Here is a 14,546-nt window from a genome sequence, read left to right as displayed (position 1 = left end):
CGGCAGCGACGGAGACGCCCCCGAGGGGACATTCCCATCCCGTCCCTGTGGTCACACGCCCCGGGGCCCGGGGACCGGGACGATGGCTAGGACTGGACGCCCGGTGAGCGCTTCGCCGCGGGGTCGGGCAGGGCCCTCGTCATGCCCGGCAGGAAGTCCGTGAACAGCTCGTGCACCTCGCGCACCAGCGGACGCAGCACCCGGAAGCGGGCCAGCGCGACGCCCCGCGCGGTGAGCCGGGCGCCGCGTTCGGCGAGCCGGTAGCTGCGTTCGCGGCCCTCGGTGCGGTCGAAGATCCAGTACAGGACGAGGCCCATCTGCGCGAGCCACATCAACTCGGGGAGGATGTCCCGCAGCTCGGCGGGCACCTTGGTCTTCGCACCGGCCAGCACCGTCCGGTGCACGCTGATGGCCTCCAGGCGCGCATGCTCCGACTCCGGGGAGAACGGGCTGAGCGGGCTGTCCGGGTCCGCGGCGTTCTTGAAGAACTGCACCGCGAACTCGTGGTACGGCGCGGCGATGTCCAGCCACACCTTCAGCACGCCCGCCAGCCGCGCCTCCAGGTCGGTCTCCCGGGCCAGGACCTCCCGGACCGCCACCTGGTGCTCGGCGGCGATCCGGTCGTAGAACCCCTGGATCAGGTGTTCCTTGCCGGCGAAGTAGTAGTAGGCGTTGCCGACGGAGACTCCGGCCTCCTGGGCGATGGCCCGCATCGTCGTCCGGTCGTAGCCGCGCTCCTGGAACAACCGCATGGCCGTCTCCAGGATCAGCGCGCGGGTCTGCTCGGACTTGCTGGGCTGGGGCCCCTCGCCGGGGCCGTCGTTCTTCGCAGGCACGGGACCGAGCCTAGCCAGTGGCGCAGGCGCCGCCGTCACAGCCCGGTGCGGCGTACGTCCACCCGGAGCGCGGGTCGTAGTACCAGCCGTCGGCCCGGTGGTAGGCCTTGCCGCCCTGCTGGGCGCCCCGCCACCTGGCGGCGGCCAGAACCGCCCCCCTGGCCAGCCTGGCCCCGGCGGGCGTGCTCAGCCGGTGGGCGAGCGGCCGGTGCTCGCGCAATGCCCACAGGGTGACGATCCAGGCGGCGGCACCCCGGTAGACCTGCCCCGCGTCGCCGACGACGGTGATCTCGTCGAGGGTGGCGGCATGGTCGAGGCCGGGGAACCGGCGCCGGGCCTCCTCGGACCCGGCGGGCACCGGCTCCAGTGGCACCAGCTGCGGCTGCCGCCGCAGCCAGTCCCGGACGAAGGTGCACAGTGCGCACTCGGCGTCGTAGAGGACGGTGAGCCGGCGCACGGGGGCGCCGGCCGTCGCGGTCGCGGGAGCCATCGGCTCAGGCGCCGGCCGTCGGGGCGAGAAAGCCCTGCGGGTCGACCGGCGGGGTCTGCTCCCGCTCCATCATCCCGCGCCGCCGGATGCGGTTGAGTACGTACACGTTGCCCAGGTGCATCACGCCGAGCACCAGCAGCACCACGCCCAGCTTGGTCGACAGGGCCTCGAAGATGCCGCGGGTGTCGGCGATCGTCTCGTCGCCGCTCAGGTAGAGGGCGACGAAGCCCAGGTTGACCAGGTAGAAGCCGACCACCAGAAGGTGGTTGACGGCTTCGGCGAGCTTCTCGTTGCCGTGCAGGACGTCGGCGAGGAACACCCGTCCGTTGCGGCTGAGCGTGCGGGCCACCCAGACGGTCAGACCGATGCTGACGGCCAGGTAGATGACGTAGGCGATGACGGTGCGGTCCATGCCCCACCCCTTCTTGAACGCGTTCAAAACGCTGACGGGAGAGACTCTAGACCCGTTTTTGAACGCGTTCAATCGAGTGGGGTGAGGCCTGTGTCACGACCGCCGGCCGAGCGCCGGCCGTTTCGTGTAATCGGTGAGGCCGACGACGTTCCCCCAGGGATCGGCGAACTCCACGGTCCAGCCGGTGGCGACGGGGAACGGCTCGTCCAGCAGGGCGATGTCCGCCGCGCGCAGGGTCTCGGCGGCGACGCGGGCGTCCGGCACCTCCAGCCAGACCCGGGCGCACGGCCACAGCGGCGGACGGGGCCCGAACCCCTCCTCCGCCCGCAGCAGCACGCCGGGCGTCTCGCCCCCGACCTTCAGCAGGGCGATCCCGGCCTCGTCGAGCCGGAAGCCCACCGGGAACCCGGCGCGCTCGTAGAACCCCACGGCCTCGCCGAGGTCCCCGACCGGCAGCAGCACGTTGTCGAACCCGAGCAGTTCGTAGGACTGGTCATCTGACATACCGTCAGAGTAGGACGACGAATGCCCGGAATGTGTGATTGGCGGCCACGTGTGCTCCGGGCATGCGCGAGGGCCCCGCTTCCGGCAGGAAACGGGGCCCTCGAGGACGCCTCGTGGACGTGGCGGCGGCGTATCTCAGTAGCGGCGCGTGATCAGCGCCCGCTTCACCTCGGCGATCGCCTTGGTGACCTCGATACCGCGCGGGCAGGCGTCCGTGCAGTTGAAGGTGGTGCGGCAGCGCCAGACGCCGTCGCGGTCGTTCAGGATCTCCAGCCGCTGCTCACCGGCCTCGTCGCGCGAGTCGAAGATGAAGCGGTGGGCGTTGACGATCGCGGCCGGACCGAAGTACTGGCCGTCGTTCCAGAACACCGGGCAGGACGTGGTGCAGGCCGCGCACAGGATGCACTTCGTCGTGTCGTCGAACCGCTCGCGGTCCTCGGCCGACTGCAGCCGCTCGCGCGTCGGCTCGTTGGTGTCCTTGGTGATCAGGAAGGGCATCACGTCCCGGTACGCCTGGAAGAACGGCTCCATGTCCACGACCAGGTCCTTCAGGACCGTCAGGCCCTTGATGGCCTCGACCGTGATCGGCTTCTCGGGGCTGATGTCCTTGATCAGCGTCTTGCAGGCGAGGCGGTTCTTGCCGTTGATCCGCATCGCGTCCGACCCGCAGATGCCGTGCGCGCAGGAACGGCGGAAGGTCAGCGTGCCGTCCAGCTCCCACTTGATCTTGTGGAGGGCGTCCAGGACGCGCTCCTTCGGGTCGATCTCGACCTGGAAGTCCTCCCAGGTGGCCTCGGCCGACACCTCCGGGTTGAACCGCCGGATGCGGAACGTGACGGTGATGTAGGGGGACGCCGCCGACTTCGCGTCGGCCTCGGCCTTGTCCATAACGGGGGTAGCCATCAGTACTTACGCTCCATCGGCTGGTAGCGGGTCTGGACGACCGGCTTGTAGTCGAGACGGACGGTCTCGGAGCCGTCGGCGCCCACCTCGCGGTACGCCATGGTGTGGCGCATGAAGTTGACGTCGTCGCGGTTGGGGTAGTCCTCGCGGTAGTGACCGCCGCGGGACTCCTTGCGGGCCAGCGCCGAGACGGCCATGACCTCGGCCAGGTCCAGCAGGTTGCCCAGCTCGACGGCCTCCAGCAGGTCGGTGTTGAACCGCTTGCCCTTGTCCTGGATGGCGACGTTCTTGTAGCGCTCGCGCAGCTCGCCGATCTTCTCGACGGCCGTCTTGATCGTCTGCTCGGTGCGGAACACCATGACGTTGGCGTCCATGGTCTCCTGCAGCTCGCGGCGCAGCTCCGAGACCCGCTCGTTGCCGGTGGAGGTGCGCAGCCGCTCGATCTGCTCGACCACCAGCGACTCGGGGTCCTCCGGCAGCTCGACGAAGTCCGCCGTCCGCGCGTACTCCGCCGCCGCGATGCCGGCCCGCTTGCCGAAGACGTTGATGTCCAGCAGCGAGTTGGTGCCCAGCCGGTTGGCGCCGTGCACGGACACGCAGGCGACCTCGCCGGCGGCGTACAGGCCCGGCACGACCGTGGTGTTGTCGGCGAGCACCTCGCCCTCGACGTTGGTCGGGATGCCGCCCATGGCGTAGTGCGCGGTCGGCTGGATCGGGATCGGGTCCGTGTAGGGCTCGATGCCGAGGTAGGTCCGCGCGAACTCGGTGATGTCCGGGAGCTTGGCGTCCAGCTGCTCCGGCGGCAGGTGGGTCAGGTCCAGGTAGACGTGGTCGCCCTCGGGACCGCAGCCGCGGCCCTCGCGGATCTCCGTGTAGATGGAGCGGGAGACGACGTCACGGGAGGCGAGGTCCTTCATGACCGGCGCGTACTTCTCCATGAAGCGCTCGCCGTCCTTGTTGCGCAGGATGCCGCCCTCACCGCGGGCGCCCTCCGTCAGCAGGATGCCCATGCGCCAGATGCCGGTCGGGTGGAACTGGAAGAACTCCATGTCCTCCAGCGGGATGCCCCGCCGGTACACGGCCGCCTGGCCGTCACCGGTCAGCGTGTGCGCGTTCGACGTCACCTTGAAGAACTTGCCGCAGCCGCCGGAGGCGTAGATCACGGACTTCGCCTGGAAGACGTGGATCTCGCCGGTGGCCAGCTCGTAGGCCACCACACCGGCCGATCGCTTGATGCCGTCGACCTCGGTGATCAGCTGGTCCAGGACGTAGAACTCGTTGAAGAACTCCACGCCCTCCTTGACGCAGTTCTGGTACAGCGTCTGGAGGATCATGTGGCCGGTGCGGTCGGCCGCGTAGCAGGAGCGGCGGACCGGGGCCTCGCCGTGGTTGCGGGAGTGACCGCCGAAGCGGCGCTGGTCGATGGTGCCGTTCGGGGTCCGGTTGAACGGCAGGCCCATCTTCTCCAGGTCCAGGACGGAGTCGATGGCCTCCTTCGCCAGGATCTCGGCGGCGTCCTGGTCGACCAGGTAGTCACCGCCCTTGACCGTGTCGAAGGTGTGCCACTCCCAGTTGTCCTCCTCCACGTTGGCCAGCGCGGCGGCCATGCCGCCCTGCGCGGCACCCGTGTGGGAGCGGGTCGGGTAGAGCTTCGTCAGGACCGCCGTGCGGCTGCGCTTGGTCGCCTCGATGGCGGCCCGCATACCGGCGCCACCGGCGCCGACGATGACGGTGTCGTACTTGTGTACCTTCATGATTTTCGCAGCCCCGTGCCTAGCGGATGTTCGGGTCGAAGGTGAAGATCACCAGCGTGCCCAGCAGGATGGTGAACACCGTGGCGGTGTACAGCAGGCCCTTGAGCCACAGGCGGGTGTTCGGGCGCTCCGCGTAGTCGTTGATGACCGTGCGCAGGCCGTTCGCGCCGTGCAGCATCGCCAGCCACAGCATCAGCAGGTCCCAGACCTGCCAGAACGGAGAGGCCCAGCGGCCGGCCACGAAGGCGAAGCCGATCTTGGAGACGCCGCCGTCCAGCACCAGTTGGATGAGCAGGTGGCCGATGACCAGGACGACCAGCACGATGCCGGAGAGCCGCATGAAGAGCCAGGCGGCCATCTCGAAGTTGCCGCGCGTGGTCTTCGGCGTCTTCTTGGTGCGCTTGCGCGGGGCCTCGATCAGCGGCGCCGGGTTGTCGACGGTGTAGGCGGAGGCGCCCTCGCTCTCGACGGGGCCGATACCGGAAGCGTTCTTCTCGGTGGTGACGGTGTTGTTCGACATCGTGCGCGTCAGCTCCCGAACAGTTCACGAGCGGCGTGGCCGAGGACGGGGTAGATCGCCCCGAGCATCAGCACGGCCCAGAGCACGACGACGGTCCAGAGCATCTGCTTCTGGTACCGCGCGCCCTTGATCCAGAAGTCGACGGCGATGACGCGCAGACCATTGAGCGCGTGGAAGAGGATGGCGGCGACGAGGCCGTACTCCAGCAGCGCGACGATCGGCGACTTGTACGTGGCTACGACCTGGTCGTAGGCCTCGGGGGACACACGGACGAGTGCGGTGTCCAGCACGTGGACGAACAGGAAGAAGAAAATGAGGACGCCGGTGACTCGGTGAGCCACCCAGGACCACATTCCTTCCCGGCCGCGGTACAGCGTTCCAGCCGGCACGGAAGTTTCCTCCGGGAGCGGGGATTGGGGCCGCGCCGGCTTCTCTGTCGGTCGGGCCCGGCCGGGTACGGTCCACCGGCCCCCAGCATCGTAGCGACGGTTGTCCGCGGCGCTTACAGCGGGCCTGCCGGTGTGATCAAACTTGCACGCGAAGGGGCGTACGAAGGGACGTGTGAAGGGGGTCTGAAGGGGGTCGGGGGCGGCTGCCGGGGCTTGGTCCCGGGCGGTTTGCCGGGTGCGGGTCGTTATCGGCCGGCCGCGCCCCGCGGCGGAGCCGCCGATCGTTGCGGCCCCGTGCCCCTGAGGGTGTGCGTCAGCCGCCCCCTGGCCAGGCGCCGGAGTTCGTCTCCCGCCACCGCGCGCTCTTCCTCCGGATCGTTCGCCAATCGTGACCGGATGGCTTCCAGGACGTAGTCCAGCGTTTCGGCGGGCGCCACCCCGTCGAGGCAGATGACGAACACGTGTCCGAATCGGGACTCGTAGGCCGCGTGGGCCGCCCGCAGGGCCGTGTGGGCGGCCGAGTAGGCGTCCTCCGGGAGAGCGGGCAGGGACTCCGCCGCCAGGGCTTCCGTCAGGTCGTCCGGTGTCAGGTCGTACGTCGCCTCGTCCGCTGCCGCCAGCAGTGCGGGGAGGTCGGGGTAGGGGCGGTGGGCGGCGATGCGGTGGGACCAGCGGAGGCTGTTCAGGCAGGAGAGCAGGGTGCGGACGGCGTCGTCGTGCGGCGCCGCGTTGAAGTGGTCCAGCGCGGCCGGCGCGACCGGGGTGGCGCGGGTTTGCGCCGGCATCGGTATGGCGACTCGGCCGGGGAGGTCTGGAAGACGGTGCGCAGGCAGCGTGGGTCCTCGTGGGCGTCACGTGTGTGTCGACAGGGGATCTTGTGAGAGTTGTGACGCCACGTTACCGAGTGAGGGCATGAATGTCCGATGAGTGCCCGAATTTCACCCGAACGGGAGAGTTTCGGAACATGTGGTGGACGCCTGATGCGACTGCCGGCCGTAGGTTGAAGGGGTGAGCCAGCACGGGCGCCGGCCCCCGGCGCGAAAGGTCAGGCAGCGGGCGATGGTCGCCGGCGCGGCGGTCGTCGCGCTCGGCGCGGGCGTCGGTGTGTGGGCCACCGGCGGTGACGGAGGCGGGACCTCGGTGGGGTCGCCGGCCGTGTCCCCGACCGGCGCCGGTCCCAGCCCCAGCCCCAGCCCCAGCCGGTCCTACCCCCTGTCCCAGGAGCCCCGCACGATACCCGCCGTGCGCGACCACACCCCGGCGCGCGGCCCCGGCTGGCGGCCCGAACGGGACCACCGCGTGGTCGTCGGCGGCGCCGGGCTCGCCGACGAGGGGCGTCTGATAGCCGGCGAGCTGGGGATGGCGTACGCGGGCGAGAAGGACGACGAGCGGGCCGGGGACCTGCGGCTGGAGGTCAACGAGGACAAGGGCGCGAACCCGGAGTCGTACACCCTGACCGTGCGCGGCGGGCGGGTGACCGTCAGCGCCCCGGCCGAGGCGGGCGTCTTCTACGGCACCCGCACCCTGAAGCAGGCGGTGCGCGACGGCGGCACCGCACCGGAGGGCGTGGTCCGGGACGAGCCGGCCAAGCAGCGGCGCGGCTTCATGCTGGACATCGCCCGCAAGCACTACGACGCCGAGTGGATCAAGGACCGGGTACGCGAGCTGGGCGACCTGAAGTTCAACGAACTGGGCCTGCACTTCTCCGACGACCAGGGCTTCCGCATCGAGTCCGACTCGCACCCGGAGGTCGTCTCCGCCGACCATCTGACCAAGGCGCAGGTGAAGGAGATCGTCGACCTCGCCGCCGAGCGGCACGTCGAGATCGTCCCCGAGATCGACTCGCCCGGCCACCTCGGCGCCGTCATCGCCGCCCACCCAGACCTCCAGCTGCGCAACGCCCGGGGCGCGGCGACCCGCGGCGCCATCGACATCTCCAAGCCCCGGTCCGCCGAGATCCTCGACGACCTGCTGAACGAGTTCGCCGACGTCTTCCCCGGATCGCGGTGGCACCTCGGCGGCGACGAGTACCAGGCGCTGACCGTGTCCGACCCGGAGGCGTCCTACCCGCAGCTGGCCGCCGCCGCCCGCGAGCGGTTCGGCGCCGGGGCGACCGTCGCCGACCTCACCACCGGCTGGCTGAACGACCGGGCCGCGACCGTGCGGGCCCACGACCGCACGCCGCGCGCCTGGAACGACGGCTTCTTCCGCAACACCTCCGTGCGCCCGGACGACGACCTCCGGGTCGCCTACTGGACCGGCAAGGAGATCGGCGCCCGGCAGCCCGCCGAGTACCTGAGCGCGGGTCGCGAGGTCATCAACTACAACGACGAGTACCTCTACTACGTGCTCGGCGAGCCGCTGACCTTCGTCTACCCGACCGGCGAGCGCATCTACGAGCAGTGGACCCCGCGCGTGCTGCGCGGCACCCGGCCGGTGCCGGCCCAGTACGACGACCAGATACTCGGCGGCAGCTTCGCCGTGTGGGGCGACATCCCGGGTGCCCAGACCCAGGCCCAGGTCGCCGACGGCATCCGGCTGCCGCTGGCGGCGACCGTCCAGAAGCTGTGGGACCCCGGGCGGCCGGAGCTGTCCTGGGCGGAGTTCCGGGCGCTGGCGGACCGGCTGACCTGACCCGGACGGATCGTCCGATACGGCTGCGAACTCCCGTACGGCTGTGGTGGTGTTCTTCGCGAACCGTACGGACACGCCGGGGGGAGCCGGATCATGGGCTACTGGGGGTACTTCGTCGTGGGCCGCGCCGAGCGGCCGCTCGCGGAGCTGGACGCGCTGGCGGGCGCGGAGGGCATGACGCTGCACACGTCAGCGCCGGACGGGTGGCAGGTGTGGGAGTACCCGGGCGGCGACGGCGACGTCGGCAACATGAACGACCTGGCCGGGCGGACCGGCGCACCGGCGCTGTTCGGTTACGTCATGGACAGCGACTGCGTGGTCCTGGAGGCGGCGGCGCCCGAGAGCGGGGCCTGGACGACCTGCCTGGCGCGGGCGGCGATGGCCGGCTACCTCGGCGCGGAGAAGAAGGGCCTCACGCTGGAGGACTACTTCCTGGAGCCGCGCGACGCCGCCGACCGCGCCGTCGCCTGGGCCGCCGAGGCCGGGCGCGTCGCGGCCGTCGCGGACCTGGTCGAGGTGCTGACCGCCGAGCCCGGCCCCTCCCCGCTCCCGGAAGCGCTCGAGCACGCGGAGCCCATGGCCGAAAATCTCTTCTTCCGCTTCCTCGACCGACTGGGCGTGGTGCCGCTGTGACACTCCCGAGCCGTCGCACGCAGTAAAGGGAAGTGCGGGTTCCGTGGCTGTGAGCGGGCCGAAACGGCACGAAAAGGGAGGCATGCATGAGCCTGGTGGAGCTGATCGCTCAGGCCGACGAGCGCGGGCTGGCCGCGAGCGGGCTGGCTTGTTTGGATCGATGTGTGCCCCTGCTGGGCGGTGACGACGAGGTGCTGCGCCCGTTGTGGGGCAGCCTCGCCGCCGACGGCGACACTCGGACGTGGGGCAAGCTCCTCGACGAGGCCCGCGGCCACCTCGGCGGCTCGGCGGAGCCCGGCGACGAGGCCGGCGACCTCGCCCGGCGCATGCTGTCCGCCGCGCCCGCCGCCTGGCCGGACGCGGACGTACGGGTGTGGGCCGACGCCTGCTCCGTCGCCTCCCTCCAGATCCACCGGCTCCTCGACGCCGCCGCGGACCCGGCTCCCGTCGACGCCGCACGGGCCGGCGGTACGCAGGAGATGTCCCCGCTCGTGGCCGCCGAACTGCGCCGCCAGGTCACCGTTCTGGAGGTGCTCGCCGGACACGGCACGAGCGGGCTGCGCCGCGCCCTGGAGGTGACGACGGAGGGCCGCCGGGTGCTGCGCGCGGTGGTCTCCCGCCGGGCGCGCGGACGGGGATGACCTCCGGATCTGTGACCGTCGTGCGGCGGAGCCGGGGTGGTGGTGGGGCGGTCCTGCGCCGGTTGCGGGAAACCCCGGATTCCGGGTGACGAATCGCTGCCCGGCAGCGCTCTTGCTGGTGTGACGACTGATACGACGGCACAGCAGCAGACCAGGCCTTCGGCCGCGGCGAAACCCGCGCGGTGGGCGGCGGACACGGTGGCGACGATGCGCGAAGGGGCACGGCTCCGCCTGGACTACTCGGCACAGAGCCTGTGGCGCGTCGACCGGATGATCGACGACATACGGGACGAGGGGCCGCCGGCGGCCGCCGTGCAGACGGTGCTGCGCGGCTTCGGCGCGTACGCCGGCGAGGTGATCGCCCGGCAGACGGGCGCCGAGTGGTGGACGACCGGCGGCGACCACTGGGTGCGCACCCCCGACGGCCGCCTCTGGGACCCCTTCGACGAGGCCCGCCGCTGCTTCGCCGGCCACGGCTCCCTGCGGCTGCTGTGCCGGGACGCGATGAGCGGGGATCCCGGGCGGCCGTAGCGCGCCGCGCCAGGGAGCCGGGGCGGCGCGGCGGATCCGCGGGCCGGAGTCGTTGTGCCGGATCCGGGAGCCGGAATCGGTGTGGCGGACCGGGGCCCCGCCGGTGAGCGGGGCCCCGGACCGCTGATCGCTTCCTACGGTGTGAGCGTCTGGCCGAGGCGGGCGCCCGCGGGGGTGCCCAGGGTGCTGCGCCAGTAGTACTCGTGGCCGCTGATGCTGATGCCGGCGCTGCCGCTGTCCAGCTGGAGGACGGCGCCGTCGTAGCCGTTCTCGCCCTCCACGCCGATGGCGAGGTCGGCACGGCCCCAGCCGGACAGGTCCTTCAGGACCACCGAGGAGCCGAGCCGGTCCCGGGGCTCGGTGCCGCCGCCGATGCCGCTGGTGTCCTGGTGGAAGACCTGCGCACCGGAACCGGTCAGCCCCGAGGACGTGCCGCGGAGCAGCTCGGCCATGCCCGCGTCGGCCTGGTTCGTGCCGTCGCGCGTGAGGTCCTCGCCGGGTACACCGGTCAGCACGTCCGCGTAGCCGTCGGCGTCGTAGTCGCCGACGGAGACCGACGATCCCATGCCGTCACCGGACTCGCCCCCGCCCGGGACGCCGGCGGTGTCCTGGTGGACGGTGCGCATGCCGGTGGTGGTGAACCCGGTGGCGGTGCCCGGCACGACGGTGACCTGGCCGCCCCGGTAGGCACCGGACTCGGCGGTGGACGGCTGCCCGACGGCGATGTCGTCGAAGCCGTCGCCGTTCACGTCGCCCGCGTCGATGGACCGGCCGCCCTTGACGGACAGCACGCTCACCTTCACCAGGCCCGACGCCGTGCCCTTGAACCAGGTGACGCGGCCGGTGCCGGACTGGTCGCGGTAGTTGAGCGCCACGTCCGCGTAGCCGTCGCGGTTGAAGTCGCCGGCGGCGGCGTCGGTGTGGGCGACCGGGCCGGTGGCGCCGGTCAGCTTGCCGTACTGGGTGGCGCCGCCGGTCAGGCGGGCGTTCCAGCTGCCCCCGTTGCCGGTGCCCGCGGCGAAGACGTCCGCCTTGCCGTCGGCGTTGAAGTCGCCGACCGCGACGGCCGAACCGAGCCGGGCGTCCGTGGCGGTGACCCCGCTGGTGGAGTACATGACACCGGAGTCGAGGCCGGGGCCGTACAGCACGGTGACCGCCCCCCGGTCGGCCTGCGTCCAGTCCTCGCCGGGCGCGCCGATCGCGAGGTCGGCGTGGCCGTCGCCGTTGACGTCGCCCCACGCGGTCGCGGCGCCGAACCCGTCGCCGGACTCGGAGCCACCGGGCACGCCGGGGCTGTTCTGGTCCAGCGCGAACCGGGCGGAGCCGACCGGCCCCTCGGTGCCGCCGGGCACGACGACCAGGCTCCCGGCGCCGCTGGACGCCCTGGGCAGGCCGGCGACCAGGTCGGCGACGCCGTCGCGGTCCCGGTCGGAGGTCGGGATCGCCGACCGGGCGCCCGGACTCGCGGCGAAGCGGCGGATCTCACCGAGCTTGGCGTACATGGCGGAGCCGGGGCACTCGGTGGCGTAGCCGTCACGATGGCCGGAGATGGTCCTGAGGGTCGCCTGCTCGCCGTTCTTCCACACCCCGGTGTCGCCCTTGGCCGTCAGGGTGACCGTGCCGTTCGGGTCGCCGCCGTACTGGCCCAGCTTCCAGGCGGCGACGCGGGCCACGGACTCCAGCGCCGCCCGGGACGGACGGCCGGCCGGGACGCCGCCCGCCGGGTCGCCGTGGAAGTCACCGAGGACGGCGATGCCGGTGGAGTAGCTGTTGAAGCCGTAGGTATGTGCGCCCTGCACCGGCAGGTCGGCGCCGCCGCCGCGGCCCTCGAAGATCTGGCCGCACTTGTCGACCAGGAAGTTGTAGCCGATGTCGTTCCAGCCGTTGACGTCCGTGTGGTACGCCATGATGCCGCGCACGATCGACGCCGACTGGGCGCAGCTGTAGCTGTTCGAGCCGACCGTGTGGTGCACGAACACGGCCTGCACGGAGTCCAGGTAGGAGGGCGGGTCCTCCACCTTCGACTCGTCCGCCCCCCACTGTGCCCGGCCGGTGATGGGCGGCCGGGTGACCGTGGAGGGCGGGGCGGTGGGCGTGGTCGCGGTGGGGGACGGCGACTCGGAGGCCGAGGGCGAGGCGGTGCCCGACGGGGACGGCGACACGCTGCCGGTGGGGGACGGCGACGCCGTGCCGGTGGCCGTCGCGGAGGCGGTGCCGTCGCCCGGCGCCGGCGAGGCGGTGGGCGTCGCCGGGTCCGTGGCGGTCGTCGTCGCCGCGGGGCTGGTCTCGGCGGCGAACGCGGCCGGTGCCATGACGTCGTCGCCGATCCTGGTCTCGGCCTCGGTCACCACGCCCGGGTCGACGAGATCGACCCGGAGTCCCTTGGGCAGCCCGGCACTCGACGTACCGTCCGCGTGCACCACCTGCACCTCGACCCCGTCGGACGGGCCCACCCACAGCGGCGCGGAGGCGCCCCGCATGCCGGACTTCGCCTTCTCGGGCGGGGCCTCGCCCACCTCCAGGTCCCGCCAGGGGCTCCACTCGCCGTCCTCGACGCCGCGGGTGCGCACCTGCGCCGTGCCGTCGAGCTTCTTCGCGGCCCCGGTCCAGGAGACACCCAGCAGGGAGAACTCCTCGGTGCCGGTGCGCGGCAGCTCGCGCTTGGCGTTGCCGGTGCCCTTCAGCGCGATGCCGTAGACCTTCACCGGCCGCTTGTCCCGCCCGGCCGCGCCGGGCTCCGCGGAGGGGTTGGCCAGGGCGTACGTCACCACGCCCCCGCCCCCCAGGACCACCGCGCCGAGCGTGATCCAGGCTCTGCGCTTCAGACTCAGGGGTCTGTACGCATGCGACGACTTACGTCGGCTCAAGACGAATCCACCTCAAAAAAGCCGTAGGCGGCCCAGGGGGCCGGAAAGAAGAGTCACGGGAGGCACATCCGCCACAGGGATGGCCTGCCCCACCCAGCGGCGTACGGAGGGGAAACATCACACCGCGCCGCCTCGAAGTGAGCTGAATCACTCCGGCGGCCCGAAGCAGGTGGCGCGGCCGAAGCGGCCGGCGGCGGTGGCGCTCTGCACGTGCTGCCCGCGGACGGCGAGGACGCAGCGAGCCTGGCCGCCCTGGTCGCCGAGGACGATGCTGACGACCGGCTGAGTGCCGAGCGGGACCTGGACGGTCTTGCGCCAGGGCAGCCGGGCGTCGTCGACGGGGACGCCTTTTCCGGAGGCGTTGCCGCCCTGGTAGGTGATGTCGGCGGTGCCCTGACCGGTGACCTCGTAGGCCACGGTGGGCCTACAGCCCCTACCGCTTCAACGCCAAACGCTGGGATGCCCAGTCAGGCACGTACGACATGGGCTTCCGCGACTACAATCCGGGCCTCAACCGCTTCACCACCCGGGACATGTACAACGGGGCGCTTGCGGACATGGGCCTCGGAGTGGACCCGTACACGGGCAACCGCTATGCCTTCACCGGCGGCAACCCCGTCAGCTTCACCGAAGTCGACGGCCACTTCGCCATCCTGGCGGCCGTGGCGGCCGTGGCGGTCGTCGCGGTTGTCGCGGTCGTGGCCGCGGCGGCGACCAGCACCCAGACCGACGGCGAACAACTGGGCGGTGATCTCGAGGACGCTGCCGAGGACATCGCGGCCCGAGGTCAGCGGCTGGTCGACACGGTCCGAGGCATCGGACGTCTCTTCGGAGACGAAAACGAGCCGCGGAACGAGAGGCCTCGCACCCCGCGTGTGGATGGCGACAGTGGCGGTGATGACCAGCCGGCGCCGCAGCCGGTGCCGAAGGGGCTGACGGCGCCGCAGTGGGACGAGGCTGTGGAAGCGTGCCAGGAGGATCACGGCAGGAGTGAGAAGGAATGCCGCGATCTCCCTGTGTTCGTGGTCGACGGCAAGAGAACGCCCAAGATTGCGATCAACGACGCTTCCGCCATCGCGAGCGGAAAGCCGTGGCTCCTACACACCGTACGGGACAAGGGCGCTGCTGATTTGAACCGCGAATTCGCGGGGTGCAAGGCGGTGTGGACAGGGCCTGGTTCCTGTGACGAGTACCCCTTCGCCTCCACCTGCCAAGGTGGCTTGGGCGCTCAGGTGATGGGAGTTCCCAAGTGGGAGAACGATCAGCAGGGCAGGGACATGAGCGCGTTCCTCAGACGGAACCGCATGAAGCGCGGGGATCCCTTCCTTGTCTGGACCATCAACGTCCGTCAGCAGAACGGAAATTGGGTCGCAGGGTAATACGGGCTGCTGACTCTGAAGGCTGATTGACTCGCACTGAACGGGTCCGTAAG

16 protein-coding genes and 1 pseudogene are annotated in these 14,546 nt (G+C 71.3%); 6 read left to right on the top strand and 11 right to left on the bottom strand.

Annotated features, from left to right (window positions below; all coding sequences use genetic code 11):
* Positions 1-86 precede the first annotated feature (86 nt).
* From ACLGIH_RS12615 to ACLGIH_RS12575, 9 genes are all read right to left on the bottom strand, one after another.
* Complete coding sequence (locus tag ACLGIH_RS12615) at positions 87-836, bottom strand: TetR/AcrR family transcriptional regulator (protein WP_416525343.1); 750 nt, start codon at positions 834-836, stop codon at positions 87-89.
* Between the two features lie 10 nt (positions 837-846).
* Positions 847-1,326 (bottom strand): thiol-disulfide oxidoreductase DCC family protein, encoded by a 480-nt coding sequence (locus ACLGIH_RS12610; RefSeq protein WP_416525342.1) that lies wholly within the window; start codon positions 1,324-1,326, stop codon positions 847-849.
* 4 nt (positions 1,327-1,330) lie between these two features.
* Entirely contained in the window at positions 1,331-1,738 is a 408-nt protein-coding gene (locus tag ACLGIH_RS12605; RefSeq protein ID WP_416525341.1) for a hypothetical protein, read from the bottom strand.
* Between the two features lie 93 nt (positions 1,739-1,831).
* Positions 1,832-2,242: a VOC family protein gene (locus tag ACLGIH_RS12600; protein WP_416525340.1), complete on the bottom strand. Its 411-nt coding sequence runs from the start codon at positions 2,240-2,242 to the stop codon at positions 1,832-1,834.
* A gap of 135 nt (positions 2,243-2,377) precedes the next feature.
* Complete coding sequence (locus ACLGIH_RS12595; RefSeq protein ID WP_416525339.1) at positions 2,378-3,145, bottom strand: succinate dehydrogenase iron-sulfur subunit; 768 nt, start codon at positions 3,143-3,145, stop codon at positions 2,378-2,380.
* Positions 3,145-4,899 carry a succinate dehydrogenase flavoprotein subunit gene (sdhA, locus tag ACLGIH_RS12590; RefSeq protein ID WP_416525338.1) on the bottom strand — a complete coding sequence of 585 codons (1,755 nt, stop codon included), beginning with the start codon at positions 4,897-4,899 and terminating at the stop codon, positions 3,145-3,147. Before sdhA ends, ACLGIH_RS12595 begins: the two co-directional genes overlap by 1 nt.
* 19 nt (positions 4,900-4,918) lie before the next feature.
* Positions 4,919-5,419, bottom strand: a complete 501-nt coding sequence (locus ACLGIH_RS12585) for a succinate dehydrogenase hydrophobic membrane anchor subunit (RefSeq protein WP_416525337.1) — start codon at positions 5,417-5,419, stop codon at positions 4,919-4,921.
* Positions 5,420-5,427: 8 nt separating this feature from the next.
* Positions 5,428-5,808 carry a succinate dehydrogenase, cytochrome b556 subunit gene (sdhC, locus tag ACLGIH_RS12580; RefSeq protein WP_416525336.1) on the bottom strand — a complete coding sequence of 127 codons (381 nt, stop codon included), beginning with the start codon at positions 5,806-5,808 and terminating at the stop codon, positions 5,428-5,430.
* 245 nt (positions 5,809-6,053) lie between these two features.
* Positions 6,054-6,593 (bottom strand): 2-oxo-4-hydroxy-4-carboxy-5-ureidoimidazoline decarboxylase, encoded by a 540-nt coding sequence (locus tag ACLGIH_RS12575; RefSeq protein ID WP_416525335.1) that lies wholly within the window; start codon positions 6,591-6,593, stop codon positions 6,054-6,056.
* Between the two features lie 274 nt (positions 6,594-6,867).
* Here ACLGIH_RS12575 and ACLGIH_RS12570 point away from each other — a divergent pair, with 274 nt between their 5' ends.
* The 4 genes from ACLGIH_RS12570 (at position 6,868) to ACLGIH_RS12555 (ending at position 10,247) form a co-directional block, all read left to right on the top strand.
* Complete coding sequence (locus ACLGIH_RS12570; RefSeq protein ID WP_416529364.1) at positions 6,868-8,442, top strand: beta-N-acetylhexosaminidase; 1,575 nt, start codon at positions 6,868-6,870, stop codon at positions 8,440-8,442.
* 93 nt (positions 8,443-8,535) lie between these two features.
* Entirely contained in the window at positions 8,536-9,075 is a 540-nt protein-coding gene (locus ACLGIH_RS12565; protein WP_416525334.1) for a hypothetical protein, read from the top strand.
* 86 nt (positions 9,076-9,161) lie between these two features.
* Complete coding sequence (locus ACLGIH_RS12560) at positions 9,162-9,716, top strand: hypothetical protein (RefSeq protein WP_416525333.1); 555 nt, start codon at positions 9,162-9,164, stop codon at positions 9,714-9,716.
* Positions 9,717-9,812: 96 nt separating this feature from the next.
* Entirely contained in the window at positions 9,813-10,247 is a 435-nt protein-coding gene (locus ACLGIH_RS12555; protein WP_416529363.1) for a hypothetical protein, read from the top strand.
* A gap of 134 nt (positions 10,248-10,381) precedes the next feature.
* Here ACLGIH_RS12555 and ACLGIH_RS12550 read toward each other — a convergent pair whose 3' ends face one another.
* Both ACLGIH_RS12550 and ACLGIH_RS12545 read right to left on the bottom strand, forming a co-directional pair.
* The gene (locus ACLGIH_RS12550) at positions 10,382-13,072 is read right to left on the bottom strand and encodes an FG-GAP-like repeat-containing protein (protein WP_416529362.1); all 2,691 of its coding nucleotides are present in this window, start codon (positions 13,070-13,072) and stop codon (positions 10,382-10,384) included.
* Positions 13,073-13,261: 189 nt separating this feature from the next.
* On the bottom strand, positions 13,262-13,531 hold the full coding sequence (locus ACLGIH_RS12545; protein ID WP_416525332.1) for a hypothetical protein: 270 nt from the start codon (positions 13,529-13,531) through the stop codon (positions 13,262-13,264).
* A gap of 5 nt (positions 13,532-13,536) precedes the next feature.
* Here ACLGIH_RS12545 and ACLGIH_RS12540 point away from each other — a divergent pair.
* Positions 13,537-13,761: pseudogene (locus tag ACLGIH_RS12540) on the top strand (RHS repeat-associated core domain-containing protein); the annotation flags it as partial.
* A 15-nt stretch (positions 13,762-13,776) separates the two neighbouring features.
* Entirely contained in the window at positions 13,777-14,493 is a 717-nt protein-coding gene (locus tag ACLGIH_RS12535; RefSeq protein ID WP_416529361.1) for a NucA/NucB deoxyribonuclease domain-containing protein, read from the top strand.
* The last annotated feature ends 53 nt before the right edge of the window (positions 14,494-14,546 follow it).

Origin of the sequence: Streptomyces hamibioticus, assembly GCF_047946815.1 — a bacterium.
Taxonomy (GTDB): Bacteria; Actinomycetota; Actinomycetes; order Streptomycetales; family Streptomycetaceae; genus Streptomyces.
The sequence above is the reverse complement of the archived record's forward strand: the minus strand, read 5'-3'. Positions and strand labels throughout refer to the sequence as shown.